The sequence below is a fragment of the Micromonospora foliorum genome (assembly GCF_022229015.1).
Taxonomy (GTDB): Bacteria; Actinomycetota; Actinomycetes; order Mycobacteriales; family Micromonosporaceae; genus Micromonospora; species Micromonospora foliorum.
This window is the reverse complement of the sequence record NZ_JAKKFF010000582.1, coordinates 1-17160: the sequence shown is the minus strand read 5'-3', so window position 1 is coordinate 17160 and position 17160 is coordinate 1. Positions and strand designations below refer to the sequence as shown.

At 71.7% G+C, this 17160-nt stretch carries 17 protein-coding genes and 1 pseudogene; 8 read left to right on the top strand and 10 right to left on the bottom strand.

Translation table 11 applies throughout. From position 1 onward, the window contains the following. Window positions 1-155 precede the first annotated feature (155 nt). The 4 genes from PSH25_RS32950 to PSH25_RS32935 are packed head-to-tail and all read right to left on the bottom strand — an operon-like array spanning window position 156 to window position 3324. On the bottom strand, window positions 156-614 hold the full coding sequence (locus PSH25_RS32950; RefSeq protein ID WP_238662773.1) for an RrF2 family transcriptional regulator: 459 nt from the start codon (window positions 612-614) through the stop codon (window positions 156-158). A 1-nt stretch (window position 615) separates the two neighbouring features. Next, the gene (locus PSH25_RS32945; protein WP_238662772.1) at window positions 616-1500 is read right to left on the bottom strand and encodes an ABC transporter permease; all 885 of its coding nucleotides are present in this window, start codon (window positions 1498-1500) and stop codon (window positions 616-618) included. Then, a complete protein-coding gene (locus tag PSH25_RS32940; RefSeq protein ID WP_238662771.1) occupies window positions 1490-2269 on the bottom strand; it encodes an ABC transporter ATP-binding protein in 780 nt (259 codons plus the stop codon). The genes PSH25_RS32945 and PSH25_RS32940 overlap by 11 nt, the downstream gene beginning before the upstream one ends. After that, window positions 2266-3324, bottom strand: coding sequence for an ABC transporter substrate-binding protein (locus PSH25_RS32935; RefSeq protein WP_238662770.1), 1059 nt, complete (start codon window positions 3322-3324; stop codon window positions 2266-2268). Before PSH25_RS32935 ends, PSH25_RS32940 begins: the two co-directional genes overlap by 4 nt. A 173-nt stretch (window positions 3325-3497) precedes the next feature. Here PSH25_RS32935 and PSH25_RS32930 point away from each other — a divergent pair, with 173 nt between their 5' ends. The 4 genes from PSH25_RS32930 (at window position 3498) to nudC (ending at window position 8307) form a co-directional block, all read left to right on the top strand. Beyond that, entirely contained in the window at window positions 3498-4613 is a 1116-nt protein-coding gene (locus PSH25_RS32930; RefSeq protein ID WP_238662769.1) for an LLM class flavin-dependent oxidoreductase, read from the top strand. Window positions 4614-4623: 10 nt separating this feature from the next. Beyond that, window positions 4624-5934 (top strand): M16 family metallopeptidase, encoded by a 1311-nt coding sequence (locus PSH25_RS32925; RefSeq protein ID WP_238662768.1) that lies wholly within the window; start codon window positions 4624-4626, stop codon window positions 5932-5934. After that, window positions 5931-7280: a M16 family metallopeptidase gene (locus PSH25_RS32920; protein ID WP_238662767.1), complete on the top strand. Its 1350-nt coding sequence runs from the start codon at window positions 5931-5933 to the stop codon at window positions 7278-7280. Before PSH25_RS32925 ends, PSH25_RS32920 begins: the two co-directional genes overlap by 4 nt. A 67-nt stretch (window positions 7281-7347) precedes the next feature. Next, window positions 7348-8307, top strand: a complete 960-nt coding sequence (gene nudC, locus PSH25_RS32915; RefSeq protein WP_238662766.1) for an NAD(+) diphosphatase — start codon at window positions 7348-7350, stop codon at window positions 8305-8307. A 127-nt stretch (window positions 8308-8434) separates the two neighbouring features. Here the strand turns inward: nudC and PSH25_RS32910 are convergent, their stop codons facing one another. The 3 genes from PSH25_RS32910 to PSH25_RS32900 all read right to left on the bottom strand — a co-directional run bounded on the left by PSH25_RS32910 (window position 8435) and on the right by PSH25_RS32900 (window position 10265). Beyond that, a complete protein-coding gene (locus tag PSH25_RS32910) occupies window positions 8435-8710 on the bottom strand; it encodes a hypothetical protein (protein ID WP_238662765.1) in 276 nt (91 codons plus the stop codon). Window positions 8711-8970: 260 nt separating this feature from the next. Continuing rightward, a complete protein-coding gene (locus tag PSH25_RS32905) occupies window positions 8971-9210 on the bottom strand; it encodes a DUF397 domain-containing protein (RefSeq protein ID WP_238662764.1) in 240 nt (79 codons plus the stop codon). Window positions 9211-9284: 74 nt separating this feature from the next. After that, window positions 9285-10265: a helix-turn-helix domain-containing protein gene (locus tag PSH25_RS32900; RefSeq protein ID WP_238662763.1), complete on the bottom strand. Its 981-nt coding sequence runs from the start codon at window positions 10263-10265 to the stop codon at window positions 9285-9287. A 214-nt stretch (window positions 10266-10479) separates the two neighbouring features. Between PSH25_RS32900 and PSH25_RS32895 the strand changes: the two genes are divergently transcribed. Continuing rightward, a complete protein-coding gene (locus tag PSH25_RS32895; RefSeq protein WP_238662762.1) occupies window positions 10480-11832 on the top strand; it encodes an MFS transporter in 1353 nt (450 codons plus the stop codon). A gap of 9 nt (window positions 11833-11841) precedes the next feature. Here PSH25_RS32895 and PSH25_RS32890 read toward each other — a convergent pair whose 3' ends face one another. Next, window positions 11842-12084 carry a mycoredoxin gene (locus PSH25_RS32890; RefSeq protein ID WP_112681335.1) on the bottom strand — a complete coding sequence of 81 codons (243 nt, stop codon included), beginning with the start codon at window positions 12082-12084 and terminating at the stop codon, window positions 11842-11844. 92 nt (window positions 12085-12176) lie between these two features. Between PSH25_RS32890 and PSH25_RS32885 the strand changes: the two genes are divergently transcribed. The 3 genes from PSH25_RS32885 (at window position 12177) to PSH25_RS32875 (ending at window position 15208) form a co-directional block, all read left to right on the top strand. Continuing rightward, the gene (locus tag PSH25_RS32885; protein WP_238662761.1) at window positions 12177-14342 is read left to right on the top strand and encodes an ATP-dependent DNA helicase UvrD2; all 2166 of its coding nucleotides are present in this window, start codon (window positions 12177-12179) and stop codon (window positions 14340-14342) included. Between the two features lie 154 nt (window positions 14343-14496). Next, on the top strand, window positions 14497-14712 hold the full coding sequence (locus PSH25_RS32880) for a hypothetical protein (protein WP_210786474.1): 216 nt from the start codon (window positions 14497-14499) through the stop codon (window positions 14710-14712). 130 nt (window positions 14713-14842) lie between these two features. After that, complete coding sequence (locus tag PSH25_RS32875; protein WP_030490434.1) at window positions 14843-15208, top strand: WhiB family transcriptional regulator; 366 nt, start codon at window positions 14843-14845, stop codon at window positions 15206-15208. A gap of 342 nt (window positions 15209-15550) precedes the next feature. Here PSH25_RS32875 and PSH25_RS32870 read toward each other — a convergent pair whose 3' ends face one another. Next, entirely contained in the window at window positions 15551-16897 is a 1347-nt protein-coding gene (locus PSH25_RS32870) for an ABC1 kinase family protein (protein WP_238662759.1), read from the bottom strand. Then, window positions 16894-17160: pseudogene (locus PSH25_RS32865) on the bottom strand (hypothetical protein); the annotation flags it as partial. The gene PSH25_RS32870 and the pseudogene PSH25_RS32865, both read right to left, overlap by 4 nt.

Below are 17160 nucleotides of genomic sequence, written 5' to 3'. Positions count from 1 at the left end.
CGCGACGCCACCGCCCGAGCGCGACGCGACGCCGCCGCCCGCAGCGCGACGCCACCGCCCGAGCGCGACGCCGCCGCCGCTCAAGATCGTGCTCGATCCAGGAAGTAGGCCCCTCGTCGCGCGGGCGAGGCCACTACATCAATGATCGAGCGCGATCATGAGAGCGGCGCGTCGGTGCTGACCGGACTCGGGGCTTGGGTGAGCAGGTTGGCCAGGGTGGTGCTGTCGACCACCGTGGCGATCGCCCCGTGCACCGCCAGCCAGACGTCAGTGAGCCCGGCGGCCACTCCGTGATAGCCGGCCCGCTCGGCCGGCAGACCGCGCACTGTCGTGAGCGAGCCGCCGACCGCGCGCAGCACGTCGCCGACGGTGATCTCGTCGGCTGGGCGGGTCAGCGCGTACCCGCCGTCGGCGCCGCGATGGCTGTGCAGCAGGCCGGCCCGGCGCAGGTCGAGCAGGATGCCCTGCAGGAAGCTGAGCGGGATGTCCTGCACCTCGGCCAGGCTGGCCGCCTTCACCAACTCGCCGGCCCTGTCGCCGTCGCCGCCACCACCGGCGGCGGCGACGGCGAGCATCGCCCGGAGCGCGTAGTCGCTGCGCGCGGAGACGAACACGTCACTGACCAGCCTGGTCCAGTACGCCCCAGCGACGCCGGATCGCCTTGTCCGCCGCACCGAACGCGGCGTCCACGACCAGGCCGACGACCAGGATGACGATCATCGTGGAGAGCAGCCAGGGCGAGTCGGACAACTCGCGCGAGTAGGTGAGCTGGGCGCCGAGTGAGGTCTGCGAGATGCCGACCACGAGCAGCTCACCGGCCATCAGACTGCGCCAGGAGAACGCCCAGCCCTGCTTGAGGCCGGCGACGATCGCTGGCAGGGCGGCCGGCGCGATGACGTACCGGTAGAGGTTGAGACCTCGGGCGCCCAGGTTGCGGCCGGCGCGCAGCAGCAACGGCGGCACGTAGTCCACCCCGGAGATCACGCCGTTGGCGATGGACGGTGCCGCGCCGAGCACCACCACGAAGAAGATGGCCTTCTCGCTCAGCTCGAAGAGCAGGATGGCCAGCGGAAACCAGGCGATCGACGGCATGGTCTGCAACGCGGTGATCATCGAGCCGATGGCGGCGCGTAGCACCGTGGATCGGGCCACCGCAAGGCCGAGCAGCAGGCCGACGGCGACCGAGAAGACGTAACCGACGGCGGCCCGGCGCAACGTGGTGGCTATGCCTTCCCAGAGCTGCGGGCCCTGGGCCTGGGTCATCAGCTCGCGGCCGACCTCCAGCGGCCCGGGCAACGAGTACGGCGGCTTCCAACCCGTCCAGACCACGAACTGCCAGGCGGCGATGGCGATGGCCAGGGCGGCGAGCTTGGGCCAGGTGGCCGCCCAGATTCGGGCGCCCCGGGAGACCTCCTTGTCCCGGCCGGCGATCTCCAGCGCGTCGAGCCCGGAGATCTCCGCGTCGGTACGCGCCGAGCTGGTGAGGGTGTCACTGGCCATGGCGGCCCACCTCCGTACGGAGCCGCTCGGTGACCTCGGCGGCGATGGCGGCGACCTCGGGGGAGTCGATGCGACGAGGGCGCGGGATGTCCACCTCGGTGGAGTAGATGATCCGGCCGGGTCGGCTGGAGAGCAGGATGATCCGGTCGGCCAGCCGGGCCGCCTCGCGGACGTTGTGTGTCACGAAGAGGACCGAGAGTTTGCGCTCGGACCAGATTCGCTCCAGCTCGTCGTGCAGGATGTCCCGGGTCATCGCGTCCAGCGCGCCGAACGGCTCGTCCATCAGCAGCACCGGAGTGTCCAGGGCCAGCGTGCGGGCCAGCGCGACGCGCTGCCGCATTCCGCCGGAGAGCTCGTGCGGGCGCTTGCGGCCGAAGTCGGCCAGGTGCACGGTGCGCAGCAGCTCGGCCACCCGCTCGCGGCGCTGGGCTCGGGGGAGCCGGCGCAGTTTGAGGGGCACCTCCACGTTGGCGTCGACGGTCAGCCAGGGGAAGAGCGCCGGCTCCTGGAACATCAGGCCCGGGTTGGCGTCGCCGGCCAGGGTGATCTGCCCACCGCTGACCCGGTCCAGCCCGGCCACGAGGTTGAGCAGGGTGCTCTTGCCGCAGCCGGACGCGCCGACCAGACAGACGAACTCGCCGGGCGCGACGTTCAGCGACACACCGTCCAGGGCCAGGACAGCGTTCGCCCCGCGCCCGTACACCTTGGTCACGCCGGAGAGCGCGACCGCGGTGGTCGCGCTCTGCGGCGTCGTCGTGGTCGACGTCATGGCTGGACGACCTCGGGCTTGCCCTGCGCCTTGAGCGCGTTGTTGAGGTACTTCAGGTCGTACAGGCCCTTGAGGTCCACCGGCTCGGTCAGGTCCACGTCGACGGCGTGGTCGAGCCCGGCCTTGAGCGAGGACGAGATCGGGTCGTTGGTGAACTCCAACGTCGGCCACGCCTGCTTGATCAGCTTCAGGTCCAGCGGCTTGCCGGTGATCTTGCCGATCGCGTCGGAGATGGCCTGCTGCGCCTCCTCCGGCTTGGTGTTGACGAACTCGTTGGCGGCCACCTGGCCGTCGACAAGCTTCTGCACCACGTCCGGGTGCGCCTTGAGGAACTTGGTGCTCACCAGCAGGTTGGTGATGACGAACTTCTTGTCCGGCCACAGGTCGCGCTCGTCGACAAGCACCTTGCCGCCGGCGTTGACCAGGCGGGAGACGAACGGCTCGGGCACCCAGGCGCCGTCGATCGCGCCGCTGTTGAACGTCTCGACCGTCTGGGCGTTCTCCTGGGGCACGATCTTGACGTCGCCGCCGCCCTCCTTGGTGGTGGTGAGGCCATGCTGCTTGAGCCAGTAACGGATCGCCACGTCCTGGGTGTTGCCCAGCTGCGGGGTGGCGATCTTCTTGCCCTTCAGGTCCTGCACACCGGTGATGCCGGGCTTGACCACCAGCGCCACGCCGCCGGAGGCCGCGCCGGAGATGACCCGGACGGCCTCGCCCTTGGATTTGGAGAAGGCGTTCACGGTCGGGTTTGGACCGATGTACGTGGCGTCCAGCGCGCCGGAGAAGACCGCCTCGATGGCGGCCGGGCCGGCGTTGAAGGTCTTCGGGTCCAGCTTGACGTTGGTGCCGAGCTTCTCGGCGAAGATGCCCTTCTCCACGCCGACGACGGCCGGCGCGTGGGTGATGTTGGGGAAGTAGCCGAGGCGCAGCGTCACCGGGCCGGAGCTGCCGCCCTCGCTGTCGTCGCCGCACGCGGCGGTGCTGCCCAGGGTCGCCGCGCCGACCACGGCGAGGGTGGCCAGGGTGACCAACCGGCGCAGGGGGAGCCGTCTCATCGTCCGTCCAATCCGCAGTATTCCTACTTAGTTGGTAGGAAGAGTGGGCCAGGCTGCGGTCAGCGTCAAGGCCCATCCACATGGCGGGATGGGGCGTCTCAGTTATGTCGGTATTTCCTACCAGCTTGCTAGGGTAATCGGCATTCGGTCACCGGCAGAGAGGCGACTTCGCGATGACCTTCCACTGGTTCCTGCCCACCTCCGGCGACAGCGACCAGGTCGGTGCCGCCACCGTCACCGCGGGGGCCGCGAGGCACGACCGCGCCGCGACGGTGGCCTACCTGGCCGAGGTTGGCCGGGCCGCCGAGGCGAACGGGTTCACCGCCGTCCTCACACCGGTGGGCGCCGGCTGCCCCGACCCGTGGATCGTCTGCGCGGCGGTCGCCCAGCACACCGAGCGGCTCGGCATGCTGGTCGCGGTCCGGGCCGGTTTCGCGCTGCCCACCCTGATCGCCCAGCAGGCCGAGGCGTTCCAGGCCATCTCGGGTGGCCGGCTGTCGCTCAACATCGTGACCGGGGGCGACCCCGCCGAGCAGCGGGCGTACGGCGACTTCCTCGGGCACGACGACCGCTACGCGCGCACCGGCGAGTTCGTCGAGGTGCTTCGCCGCGCCTGGGCCGGCGGGCCGTTCGACTACGCCGGGAAGCACTACCGGGTCGACGGCGGGGGCCTGGCCACCCCGCTCGCCGCGCCGCCGCCGGTCTACTTCGGCGGCGCGTCGCCGGCCGCCGAGACGGTGGCCGCCCGGCAGGCCGACGTGTACCTGATGTGGGGTGAACCACCGGCGTCGATCGCGGCCCGGGTCGCCCGGGTCCGGGCGCTCGCCGCCGAGCAGGGCCGCACCCTGCGCACGGGCCTCCGGCTGCACGTCATCGCCCGGTCGACAGGCGCCGAGGCGTGGGCGGAGGCCGACCGGCTGCTGGCCGGGATGAGCCCGGAGCGGATCGCCGCCGCCCAGGCCCGGTTCCGCCGGATGGACTCGGTGGGTCAGGCCCGGATGGCCGCGCTGAACGCCGGCCGCACCGACGGGCTCACCGTCGCACCGAACCTCTGGGCCGGCGTCGGCCTGGTCCGCGAGGGCGCCGGCACCGCGCTGGTCGGCAGCTACGCCGAGGTCGCGGCACGAATCGACGAGTACGCCGCGCTCGGCGTCGACGAGTTCATCCTCTCCGGCTGGCCGCACCGCGAGGAGGCCGAGCGGGTCGGCGCCGAGGTGCTGCCCCTGGTGACCGCCCCGGTCGCGGCGGCTCCGGGAAGGTCGCGGGTGGCGGAGGTGTCGACGCGCTAGGGTCGACTCCGTGGCGGCGCGGAGATCCAGAATTCCAGCGACGAAGTATCCGGTCGAGCGGTTCACCCTCGACAACGGCCTGCGGGTGGTGCTCACCCCCGATCGCAGTGCCCCGGTGATCGGGGTGGCGGTGGTCTACGACGTCGGCATCCGTTCGGAGCCGGAGGGGCGTACCGGCTTCGCCCACCTCTTCGAGCACCTGATGTTCCAGGGCTCGGAGAACCTGGAGAAGCTGGCCCACTTCCGGCATGTGCAGGGCGCGGGTGGCACCTTCAACGGCTCCACCCACCTGGACTACACCGACTACTTCGAGACGCTGCCGAGCAACGCGCTGGAACGCGCGCTGTTCCTGGAGGCGGACCGGATGCGTGGTCCCCGGCTGACCGAGGAGAACCTGCGCAACCAGGTCGACGTGGTCAAGGAGGAGATCCGGGTCAACGTCCTCAACCGGCCGTACGGCGGCTTCCCCTGGCTGACCCTGCCACCGGTCATGTTCGACACCTTCCCGAACGCCCACGACGGCTACGGCTCCTTCGACGACCTGGAGTCGGCGACCGTCGCCGACGCCGCCGACTTCTTCCGCCGCTACTACGCCAGCGGCAACGCCGTGCTGGCCGTCAGCGGCGACATCGACGTGGCCGAGGCGACCGAGCTGGTCACCCGGCACTTCGGCGACGTGCCGGCCCGGCCGGCACCGCAACGACCCGACTTCACCGAGCCCGACCTGAGCGCCGAGCGGCGCACCTCGTACACCGATGCCCTGGCGCCGCTGCCGGCGGTGGCCGGCGCCTGGCGCGTGCCCGACCCGGTCACCGACTTCGCCGGTTACCTGCCGTACGTGGTGCTGGCCGAGGTGCTCACCGACGGCGACGCGTCGCGGCTTGTCGAGCGGCTGGTGCAGCGGGACCGCACCGTGACCAGCCTCGGCGGATACCTCGGTTTCATGGGCGACCCGTTCGACGTCCGCGACCCCACCGCGCTGCTGCTGCAGGCGCACCTGCCGCCCGGTGGCGACGTGGACAAGGTGCTGCGCACCATCGACGAGGAACTGGACCGGCTGGCCACTGACGGGCTGACCGACGGTGAGCTGGCCCGCACCCAGGCCCGGATGGCGACCCACCTGCTGCGGGACACCGACGCGGTGCTCGGTCGGGCGCTGCGGATGGCCGTGCTGGAGCAGCAACGCGGCGAACCGGGCCTGCTCAACGAGTTGCCCCGGCTGGTCGGCGAGGTCACCGAGGAGCAGGTCCGGGCCGCCGCGGCCACCCTGCGCCCGGAGCGTCGGGCCGCCATCGAGGTCATTGCCGGAGGTGCCCGTTGAGCGCGACCACCGCCACCGCTCCGGCCGGGCCGCGTACGCTGCCGCCGCTCGGGCCGACCCGCAAGCTCAAGGTGCCCAAGCAGGCCGAGCGCACGCTGCGCAACGGTCTCACCGTGATCGCCGTACGCCGGCCCGCCGTACCCCTTGTCGAACTGCGGCTCTGGGTGCCGTTCGGCCGGGTCCACCTGGCCCGCGGCGCGATGCTCTCGCAGACCATGCTCTCCGGCACCGAGTCGATGACCAGCGTGCAGATCGCCGCCGAGTTGCAGAAGGTGGGCGGCGGGCTCTCCGCGGGCGTCGACCCGGACCGGCTGATGCTCTCCGGCGCCGGCCTGGTCACCGGTCTGGACCGGATGCTGGAGCTGCTGGCCGAGGTGCTGACCGGCGCCAGTTACCCCGGCGACGAGGTGGCCACCGAACGGGACCGGCTGGTCGACCGGATCCAGGTGGCGCAGAGCCAACCGGCGCACCTGGCCCGGGAGGCGCTGCTCAAGCGGATCTACGGCCGGCACCCGTACGCGACGCAGACGCCGGAGCCCGGCCAGATCCGTGCGGTCCGACCGGCGGGGCTGCGCACCCTGCACGCGGAGCGGGTCCATCCGACCGGCGCGCAGTTGGTGCTGGTCGGTGACGTGCAGCCGGAGAAGGCACTGGACGCGGCCGAGCGGGCGCTCGGCGGATGGTCGGGTGCCGGGCGTACGGCCGAACTGCCGGCGACCCCGCCGCTGGAGCCGGGGCCGCTGCTGCTTGTCGACCGGCCGGGCTCGGTGCAGTCCTCGTTGCGGATCGCGCTGCCGGCGGTTTCCCGCACCGACCCGGACCACGCCCCGCTGCAACTGGCCAATCTGATCTTCGGCGGCTACTTCTCCTCCCGCTGGGTGGAGAACATCCGCGAGGACAAGGGCTACACGTACGGCCCGCACTCGGTGATCGAGCACTCGGTCGCCGGGTCGGTGCTGGTGGCCGCCGCCGACGTGGCGACCGAGGTCACCGGTCCGGCGCTGCTGGAGACGACGTACGAGCTGGGTCGGTTGGCGTCGCTGCCGCCGAAGCCCGAGGAGTTGGAGCAGGCCCGGCAGTACGCCCTGGGCACCCTCCAGCTCGGCATGTCCACCCAGGCCGGGTTGGCGGCCTTGACCAGCGCGTACGCGGGCAACGGTCTGCGCCTGGACTTCCTCGCCGAGTACGCGGCACGGTTGGCGAAGGCGAGCATCGACGACGTCGCGCAGGCGGCGGCCCGGTATCTGGCGCCGGCTCGGGCGGCGATCGTGGTGCTCGGCGACGCGGAGCGGATCACCCCGGGGCTGGCCGCGCTGACCACGGTTCACACCGAGCCACGAGCGTGAGCGAGCGAGCCATGGGGTTCAGCAGCGGGCCGTCTCACGGCGGCGCGGAGCGTAGCGGAGCGCTGGTGTGAGCGGGGAGGCGGCGCCGCCGTTGGCGCGGTCCACGCTGGACCGTGCGGCGCACCGGCGGGGTGACTCGCAGTGGTTGACCGAGGCGTGGTTGCGCGCCCGGGTGCTGATGCTCGATTCGACCGACGAGGGTCGGACGCTGGCCCGCACCGAGACGTCGCCTCCGACGTTGGTGCTGTTCGGGGCGGGCGACGTGCCCGCCGGGTCGGAGTCGACGGCGATGTTCCTGGGTGTCGAGCCGGACGGGGTGCCGGTTTTCGCGGTCGACGCGCCGCTGCCGGTGATCCCGGGGACCCGGGCGGTCCACCTCCGGGAGGTGGGTCACCTGCTCGTCGACCGGGAGGCCGGCATCTTCACCACGGCGCTGGCGCTGGTCAACTGGCACACCCGACACGGTTACTCGGCGAGCACCGGGGCGCCGACCGCGATGGACGAGGCCGGGTGGTCCCGGGTGGACCGCAACGGCGGGCGGATCTGGCCGCGTACCGACCCGGCGATGATCGTGCTCGTCCACGATGGCGTGGACGGCCCGGACGGCCGCTGCCTGCTCGGCAACAACGTCAGCTGGCAGGGCACCCCGGGTGGTCGGCGCTACTCCTGCCTGGCCGGCTACGTGGAGCCGGGCGAGTCGGCGGAGGCGGCCGTGCTGCGCGAGGTCCGCGAGGAGGTGGGCGTCGGGGTCGAGCGCATCGGGTACGTGGGCAGCCAGGCCTGGCCGTTCCCCGGCTCGCTGATGTTGGGCTTCCTGGCCACCGCGAACCCGACCGAGCCGGTGCGGGTCGACCCGTCCGAGATCGCGTACGCCCGGTGGTTCTCCCGTCGGGAGATCGGGGCGGCGTTGGCCGGGCAGACGGTGGACGTGGGCGACGGGGCCCAACTGATCCTGCCGCCACCGTCGTCGATCGCACTGTTCCTCATACATCGCTGGCTGGACGGCTGGGTGAACGCCGACCGCTGAGCACGGTCCCGGCCCGTGGCCGCCGTTGCCGCGGCGGTCACGGGCCGGGAACACGGGCCGTCGTGGTCGGTGGGTGCGAGAAACGCGGCGGGGGAGCCGGTCCGACCACGACGGACGACCTGTGGATTTAGATGCCGGTGCGGCCGGGTCTGTGTCGGAAGGCGGGCCGCTGCTCGATCAGCGGCAGGACCTTGACCCGTTGCTTGCCGGCGCGGACCGCGCCGACGGTGGCCAGGGCGCGGGCCAACAGCAGTGCGGCGTCCCGGTCCTCCGCGTGCACGATCTGCCGGCGCGGCTCGGGCGCGGTCGTCTCGTCGCGAAGTCGGTGGCCGTCCGCCCAGGCGGCGGCGATGTCCCCGTCAGCGACGGCGCGGATGTCGGTGCGAACGATCAGGAACCGCATGAGGGTCTCCGGATGAACCGCGACGGATGAGCCAGTGTGGAAGTTCCACGTACTCGAGGGTCATGTTACGCCGCGTGTTCGTCCCAGCAACTGAAACGCGCCTATCGGTTTCGAGCCTCGTCCGATCGGCGGATGGCTGCTCAGCGGGGTCGGCGGATGTAGAACGAGGGAATCGGCGGGGCGCAGGGCGACGGTGCTGGCGGGTGCGACGCGACGGGGCCGCCGGCAGTGCGCCGACGGCCCCGTACCAGGTCACCGAATTAGTTCAGATCGAACTGGCCCTTCTTCGCTCCGGTGATGAAGCCGAGCCACCCCGCGCGGTTGAACAGCAGCACCGGGCCGCCCCGGTCCTTGCTGTCGCGCAAAGCGACGGCCGACGGGCCGGTGGCGAGCGGGGCGACCTCCACGCAGTTGGAGGTCTGGCTGCGTGTGCTGGTACGCCACGGGGCGTCCGCCAACGACTGGGCGGAGACGGACGGCGTGTTGCGGATGTCGTTCATGGTTCTGCTCCTGATGTGCAGCGATCCAATGGGACGAGTGGTGCCGCACGTCCCGACGGAGGGTCCCCCGTGGATCACCGGTCCGTCAGCCGCCCCGAGTCCCGGCGGCGTTGGGTCGGCGCCGTTGCCGGCCCGAACGCCACAGTGGATGGGGTCGTCGCCTCGGTCAGCCGTCCCGTCGCCTCGATCAGCCAGGAGAGGGTGTCCGAAGCGTTAAGTGCCGCCGTGCATAGCCACTCGAACACCACTTTATAGCGATTTAGCGTGATTGACTCGGTCGACATGACGTCGGTGAAGCCACCTTCGATGGCCAATGTCTCCGGATCGAGGGGATCGGCGAACCGATAGACCGAGAAGGCGGTCGGCGGGAGGTACCAATTGCCGATCTGGGTGTCCCTGAGCAGCACGTGCAGGGTCACGTTGGGCAGCAGCGCCAGCTCGCAGAGTTGGAGCAGTTGTTCGTGCAGCACCTCCGGCGGCCCGGCCCGGCGGCCGAGAGCCGCCTCCTCCAGCACAGCCGTGTAGCGGGGAGCGTGCGGCTCCCGGGTGAGCAGCGACTGGCGGGCCAGCCGCGCCTGCACCTCGGTCTCCGGCTCGTCGCCGGGCTCCGGCTCGCCCGCGCCCGCGCTCACCTGCCGGGCCGACACGATCCGGAGCTGGGCGTACCCGGGGGTCTGCAACAGGCCCGGCACCAGCACCGGGTTGTACTCGGAGATCTCCGCGCAGCCCGCTTCCAACTCGGCCCAGCTGCGCTGTTGCTGCGTCATCACCGGGAAGTTCTTCAACCAGCCGCGCATGTCGCCGGCCTCGTTGGTGATGCCCAGCAGTTCGTCGTGCAGCGCCTGGTCGGCGCCGTAGAGGTCGAGCAGAGCGCCGACGTCCTGCGGGTCCGGTCGGCTGCGGCCGTTCTCCAAGCGGGACAGTTTGGACGCGGAGGCCCAACCGATACGCTCGATGACCTGATCGCCGGTGAGGCCCGCGGCCTCACGCAGGCGGCGCAGCTCGATGCCCAACCGGCGACGACGCAGGATCGGGCTGGGTGCGGCAGGAGGCACAGTGTCCTCTTTCCCGTCGACCGCCGCAGACGCGACGGTAACTGTATGAAATTCGCCCCCCACGGTCAGTATGGACGGCGCGACCGGTGTCGGAGGTTCCGGCGAGGGCGTGTCTTGCGAAAATCGGACCACGGGAATGCCGGCTGACGACGGACCCGCGGTCGCGGCCCGTCGACCTCGCCCATCTGGGCACGCCATACCGCCGGAGGGACCCATGCGCACGATCCTGCGCCGACCCGACTTCCGCCTGCTCTTCGGCGGCCTGCTGGCCAGCATGACGGCCGAGTCGATCCTGCTGCTCGCACTCGCCATCTGGGTCAAGGATCTGACTGGCTCGAACGGGTTGGCCGGCGCCACCATCTTCGCGGTCATCGCCCCGATGACGCTGGCACCGCTGGTCGGCTGGGTGGTCGACCGCTACCCGCGCCGGCCGTTCTTCCTGGCCGCGAACGTGGTGACGGCGGCCCTGCTCGCCCCGTTGTTCACCGTCCGCGACGCGGGCGACGTCTGGATCGTCTATCTGGTGGCCGCCCTGTACGGACTCTCGTCCATCACGCTCGGCGCGGCGCTCAGCGGGCTCATCCGCGAGATGGTGCCGGTCGAGCTGCTGGCCGAGGCGAACGGCGTGCTCCAGACCGTACGTCAGGGGATACGGCTGGTCGGCCCGCTGGTGGGCGCGGCGCTCTACGCGGCGCTCGGCGGGTGGGCGCTGGCCGGAATCGGCATGGTCGGATTTCTGACCGCGGCGGCGGTGGTGACCGCGCTGCCCACCCCGCAACAGGTGCCGCCGGCCGTACGGCTGCGGTGGCCGGCCGAGCTGGGCGCCGGCCTGCGGCACCTGGCCGGCGAGCCGGCCCTGCGGCGGGCCCTGCTCGGCTACGGGCTCGGGTCACTGGTGATGGGCTTCAGCGAGTCGCTCATCTTCGCCTACGTCGACCAGGGGCTGAACCGGGATGCCGCGTTCGTGGGCGTGCTCGTCACCGTGCAGGGCGTGGGTGGGTTGCTCGGCGGACTCTGCTCACCGACGCTGGTCCGTCGGCTCGGGGAGGTCGGCACGCTGGCCGCCGGGGTCGCCTTCTTCTCGCCGGCCGCGCTCGCGCTCGCGTACCCCGATCTGCGGCTCGGGTTCGCGGCGGTGCTGCTGGCCGGGGTCTCGCTCCCGCTGACCATGGTCGGGTTGCACACGCTGATCCAGCGCCGCACCCCGCCTGCGCTGGTCGGCCGGGTCGCCGCCGCCACCCAGGCGGTGGTCAGCGGGCCGCAGGCGTTCTCCATCGGGGCGGGTGCCCTGCTGGTCGGGTTCCTGGACTACCGGCTGCTGTTCGTGCTGGTCGGCGTGGCCACCCTGGCCGCCGGCAGCTACCTGTGGCGGGGCCGGCACCTGAGCGCGCCGACCTCGGCCCGCCCGCCGACGCCACCCACCCGCCCGACGCTCCCGGCGCCCCGCCGACCGGCCGAGGACGCCGACCGACCCGGCCCTCCGGCACCCGCCGACCGTCGCCACCTGACCCGTTCCCGAACACGGCGAGCGGCCGCCCCGGGTGGGGCGGCCGCTCGTCGAGAATGAACCGGCAGATCAGGCGTTGAGCGTCTCCAGGTGTTGCTTGACCTGGGTGATCGAGGGATTCGTCAGGGCGCTGCCGTCGGCGAAGCGCAGCGTCGGCACCGTCTGATTGCCGCCGTTGACGCTCATCACGAAATCCGCGGCCTTCGGATCCTGCTCGATGTCGACCACCTCGTAACCGATGCCCTCCCGGTCGAGCTGCGACTTCAGCCGGTGGCAGTAGCCGCACCAGGGGGTGGAATACATCGTCAGCATGGTCGGATCCTCCAACTCCTCCGGCCGCGGCTTGCGGATCAAGCCGAGGCTGTTCGCTACAACGCTGGGAGGAGCTGAGATGATTCCTGGTTGTGGTGGTTCACTCAGCGTCGGAACAGGTGCTCGCCGGGCTGGACCCGGAGCAACGCTCCGCCGTGACCGCACCCGCCGGCCCGGTCTGCATCCTGGCCGGCGCCGGCACCGGCAAGACCCGGGCGATCACGTCCCGGATCGCCCACCGGGCGCTCTCCGGGGAGATCTCCCCCCGGCACGTGCTCGCGGTCACCTTCACCGCCCGCGCCGCCGCCGAGATGCGACACCGTCTCACTCTGCTCGGTGCGCAAGGTGTCCAGGCGCGGACATTCCACGCGGCGGCGCTGCGTCAGGTGCGGTACTTCGCGCCCCGGTTGCTGGCCGGCCGTGCCATGCCCGAACTGCTGGACAGCAAGGTGCGACTGGTCACCCTCGCCGCCGCCCGGGTCGGCCTGCGTACCGACCGGGCCGCCGCCCGCGACCTGGCCGGCGAGATCGAGTGGGCGAAGTCGTCGCTTGTCGAGCCGACGGACTACGTGGTGGCCGCGGCCCGGGCGCTGCGCGACACACCGCACGAGGCGGCCAAGGTGGCCGACGTGTTCACCGCGTACGAGCAGCTCAAGCGCTCGAACGGTGTGATCGACTTCGAGGACATGCTGCGGGCCGCGGTGTGGGGCATCGAGGAGCACCCGGACGTCGGCGAGCAGATCCGCACCCAGTACCGGCACTTCGTGGTCGACGAGTACCAGGACGTCAACCCCCTCCAGCAGCGGCTGCTGGAAGCCTGGCTGGCAGGCCGCAACGACCTGACCGTGGTCGGCGACGCCAGCCAGACGATCTACTCGTTCACCGGGGCGACCTCCGCGTACCTGGTCGACTTCCCCCGCCGGCACCGCAATGCCACAGTGGTCCGGCTGGTCCGTGACTACCGCTCCACCCCGCAGGTGGTCGGGCTGGCCAACGCGGTGATTTCCCAGGCCCGGGGCACCGAGGCGCGCCTTCGGCTGGAGTTGAGTGGGCAGCGTCCGCCCGGCCCCGAGCCGGATCTGCGGATCTTCACCGACGAGCCGGCGGAGGCGAACGCGGTGGCCGCGCGCTGCCGGTCGCTGATCGACGCGGGCACGCCGGCGAAGGAGATCGCCGTGCTGTTCCGCGTCAACGCGCAGTCCGAGGCGTACGAGAAGGCGCTCACCGAGGCCGGCGTGCCGTACGTCGTGCAGGGCGCGGAGCGGTTCTTCGAACGGACCGAGGTGCGCCAGGCGATGGTCGCGCTGCGTGCCGCCACCCGCTCGATCCCGGGGGAGACACCGCTGCCGGCCGCCGTCGTCGAGGCGCTCACCGCCGTCGGCTGGGCCCCGGACGCGCCCCCGGCCGGCGGCGCGGCCCGCGAGCGGTGGGAGGCGCTGTCCGCGCTGGTCCAGCTCGCCGAGGAGTACGCGGCCACCCCCGAGGTCGTGCCGATCGGCGAGGCCGCCTCGGTGGAGCGCCCGGTCACCCTCACCGACTTCACCGAGGAGTTGGCGCGGCGGGCCGCCCAGCAGCACGTGCCGACGGTGGACGGCGTGACGCTGGCGTCCCTGCACTCGGCCAAGGGGTTGGAGTGGGACGCGGTCTTCCTGGTCGGCCTCGCCGAGGGCACCCTGCCCACCACGTACGCCAAGACCGTCGAACAGGTCGAGGAGGAGCGCCGGCTGCTCTACGTCGGGATCACCCGCGCCCGGGAGTGGCTCTGGCTGTCGTACGCCGCCGCGCGCTCGCCGGGCGGACGGGCCCGGCGGCCGTCGCGGTTCCTGCCCCAACTGGACCGCTCCGGCGGCACCGAACGGGCGACCGGCGGCACCGGTCCGGCCCGCCGTCCCGAGCGGCGGCGAACCCAGATCGTCTCCTGCCGGATCTGCGGCGCCACCCTGCTCGCCGGCCCGGACCGCAAGCTCGGCCGCTGCCCCACCTGCCCGTCCGACATAGACGATGAGCTGCACGAACGGCTGCGCGAGTGGCGGCAGCGGGTGGCCGGTGCGCAGAAGGTCCCGGCGTACGTGGTCTTCACCGACGCGACGCTTGTCGCGTTGGCCGAGCGGCGGCCGGGCCGGTCGGAGGAGTTGATCGCCATCGCCGGTATCGGCCCGCGCAAGCTGGGCCTCTACGGGGAGTCGGTGCTGGCCCTCGTGGCCGGTGCCGGGGTGGACGATGTCTGCCCGGAGAAAACTTTCGAAATCTCGTCGTAAATTCGTTTGCCCTCGCCCCGGCGCGAGGAATAGCCTCAGGACACACCACGCGAGCGGCGCCATTCCGGCTGCTCACGGGGTCGGTCCAGTCGATTCGAGGAACGTGAGGGAGGTGGTTCCCGTGAAGATCTTCACCTATGAGCGTCTGACGGCGATGCCGTCTGTCTGCGCTCCGCTGTCGGCTGTCCGGGTGGCCCTCACGGCTGCACGACCGTCGGTTCCACAGGTGCACCAGGTTCAGGCCGAGCTGATCCTGACTGTCGCGCCCGCTGGAGTCGAGGGGACCAGTGGCTTCACGGGCAATGGCATCCAGGTCGCCAAGAAGCGCATGGATGTCCGCGGCGTTCCACCTCGAGGTAAACCGGTCTGACCCTCAGACTCCGGCTCACCTCGAGGCCGCGGAACCCGCTTACCGGGATCCGCGGCCTCAGTTTTTTGCCCGCCGTAAGTACGTCGGAATGCGATCCACGAGATCGAAGTGAGAGAGAGGTGACCGGGAGATGAGTCTGGCGTTGGCCCCCCTCGACATGAGCGTCGAGATGGAGGCGAACCTGCCCTGCCGGAAGTTCGACCCCGACCTGTGGTTCTCCGACTCGCCCACCGAGCTCGAGCTGGCCAAGTCGCTCTGCGGGGACTGCCCGCTGCGCGTCGAGTGCCTGGCCGGAGCCGTTGAGCGAGCGGAGCCGTGGGGCGTCTGGGGCGGCGAGATCTTCGAGCGTGGCGCGGTTGTCCCGCGCAAGCGGCCCCGTGGCCGTCCGCGTAAGGAGGACGTCGCCCGTGACGCCGAGCTTCGGGTCGAGGCCGAGGCGCGCCTGGCGGCCAGTGGGCTGTCCGAGGTGCGCGGCGCGGTCCGGCTGGCAGCCTGACATGTTCCCGACCCGTACCAACTACGCCGGTGGCACACCGGCAGTGAGTGAGAAAACGATGTTGAACGTTCCGAGTGGAGCCTTCGAGATGCAACTACTCCACGAAGCGTTGACCCGGGCTCGAATGCGCCGGCCTCAGGCCGGTCGTACCACCACGAGCACTGAGGCAGCCCGATCCGCCCGTACCGTCGCCATGACCGGCCGCAACCAGGCGGCTCGCGACCTGGGCGTTCTCTAGTACCACCCCACGCAGAAGGGCGGGTGCCGACCGGCACCCGCCCTTCCTCACGTCGTCAGGCGCGTGGGCCTCGACGTGGGTCAGGCGCGTGGGCCTCGACGCGGTCAGGCGACCGGGGCGAAGCCGGGCAGCCAGCGCTCCAGGATGCTGCGGTAGGGGGCCTTCGCCTCCAACTGGCAGAGCACCCCGATCGACCCGAGCGTCACCCGGTGGATCAGCAGGTACGACGGTGGCAGGTTGAGCCGCTTGCTCAGCTGGTACGTGGGTGAGCGGGGGCTGGCCAGTCGACCCGCCTCGGCCCGTAGCCAGGCCCGGGTGAACCGGAAGCCGTCCGCCGCGATGGGCTCCAGCATGGGGCGGATGAAGTCGAGCACCCCCTCGGCGTCGATCTCCTCGGCCGAGCCGATGAACCCCTCCGACCGCAGCCCCGCCACGACCTCGTCGGCGTCGCCGCGCAAGGCCATCGCGGCGATACGGCCGATTGGCTCCGGGGTGCCCTCCGGCATCCGGGCCACCGCACCGAAGTCGATCACCCCGAGCCGGCCGTCGGGCAGCAGCCGGAAGTTTCCCGGGTGCGGGTCGGCGTGCAGCAGCCCAGCCCGCTGCGGCGCGGAGAGGTGCAGGGTGGCCATCAACCGGCCCGCCTCGTCCCGGTCTTCCTCGGTGCCCTCGCGGATGATGTCGGCCAGCGGGGTGCCCGTCACCCATTCGGTGACCAGCACCCGGGGCGAGGCGTTGACCACCTCCGGGATGTAGATCTCCGGGTCGTCGGCGTACGCGGCCGCGAAGGTGCGCTGCGACTCGGCCTCCAACTCGTAGTCCAACTCCTCGGTGATCCGTTCGCGCAGCTCGGCCAGGAGCGGCTTGACGTCCAGGCCCGGCTGGATGGCCCGGAACATCCCGCCCAGTCGGGAGAGCTGCTTGAGGTCGGCGAGCAGGGCGTCACCGGCGCCCGGATACTGGATCTTGACCGCCACGTCGCGGCTGTGCGGAGCGCCCGACTCGTCGAAGCCCGGCTCGCGCCAGCGCGCCCGGTGCACCTGGCCGATGCTCGCGGCGGCGGCCGGGACGTCGTTGAACTCGACGAACAGGTCCCGCCAGTCGGGGCCGAGCTGCTCGGCCAGCACCTTGTGCACGCTGGCGACCGGCAGCGGTGGCGCCGCCTCCTGCAGCTTCGTCAGCGCCTGCCGGTAGGGCGCGGCGATCTCCTCCGGCAACGCCGCCTCGAAGACCGACAGCGCCTGGCCGAACTTCATCGCCCCGCCCTTGAGCTGGCCCAACACGCTGAACAGTTGCTCAGCGGTGCGCTGCTGAATCTCCGCGGAGATCACGTCGGAGGCCAGCCCGGTGACGCGCTTACCCATCCCGAGAACGGTCCGGCCGGCGAAGCCGAGCGGCAGGGCGGCGAGCTTGGCGGTGCGGGACACGGCGCGGCGCGGGATGTCGGTCACCCGGTCATTGTTACCGACCGGAGGGCCCCGCTGCTGCTCTGCGGCCGGGCTGGTGCGGACACTCGGCCTCGCGAGCACTCACACGCCGGGTGTGGCGGCCAACCCCGACGACGGAAACGGCCGGCGCCGGTGATCTCCATGGCGCCGCCCAGCGTCTCCGGCTGACCCCCGTCCAGCTGCGTCAGGGCCTCGGCCAGCGCGAACCCGCAGGCGACGAGCAGCGTACCGGTCGTTCCGGCGGCCACCGGGTCGGCGGCGGCGAG

Coding starts and splice junctions, on each gene's coding strand:
- PSH25_RS32945 (WP_238662772.1), bottom strand. CDS start 1,500: ATGGCCAGTGACACCCTCACCAGCTCGGCGCGTACCGACGCGGAGATC.
- PSH25_RS32940 (WP_238662771.1), bottom strand. CDS start 2,269: ATGACGTCGACCACGACGACGCCGCAGAGCGCGACCACCGCGGTCGCG.
- PSH25_RS32935 (WP_238662770.1), bottom strand. CDS start 3,324: ATGAGACGGCTCCCCCTGCGCCGGTTGGTCACCCTGGCCACCCTCGCC.
- PSH25_RS32930 (WP_238662769.1), top strand. CDS start 3,498: ATGACCTTCCACTGGTTCCTGCCCACCTCCGGCGACAGCGACCAGGTC.
- PSH25_RS32910 (WP_238662765.1), bottom strand. CDS start 8,710: ATGCGGTTCCTGATCGTTCGCACCGACATCCGCGCCGTCGCTGACGGG.
- PSH25_RS32905 (WP_238662764.1), bottom strand. CDS start 9,210: ATGAACGACATCCGCAACACGCCGTCCGTCTCCGCCCAGTCGTTGGCG.
- PSH25_RS32895 (WP_238662762.1), top strand. CDS start 10,480: ATGCGCACGATCCTGCGCCGACCCGACTTCCGCCTGCTCTTCGGCGGC.
- PSH25_RS32890 (WP_112681335.1), bottom strand. CDS start 12,084: ATGCTGACGATGTATTCCACCCCCTGGTGCGGCTACTGCCACCGGCTG.
- PSH25_RS32880 (WP_210786474.1), top strand. CDS start 14,497: ATGCCGTCTGTCTGCGCTCCGCTGTCGGCTGTCCGGGTGGCCCTCACG.
- PSH25_RS32875 (WP_030490434.1), top strand. CDS start 14,843: ATGAGTCTGGCGTTGGCCCCCCTCGACATGAGCGTCGAGATGGAGGCG.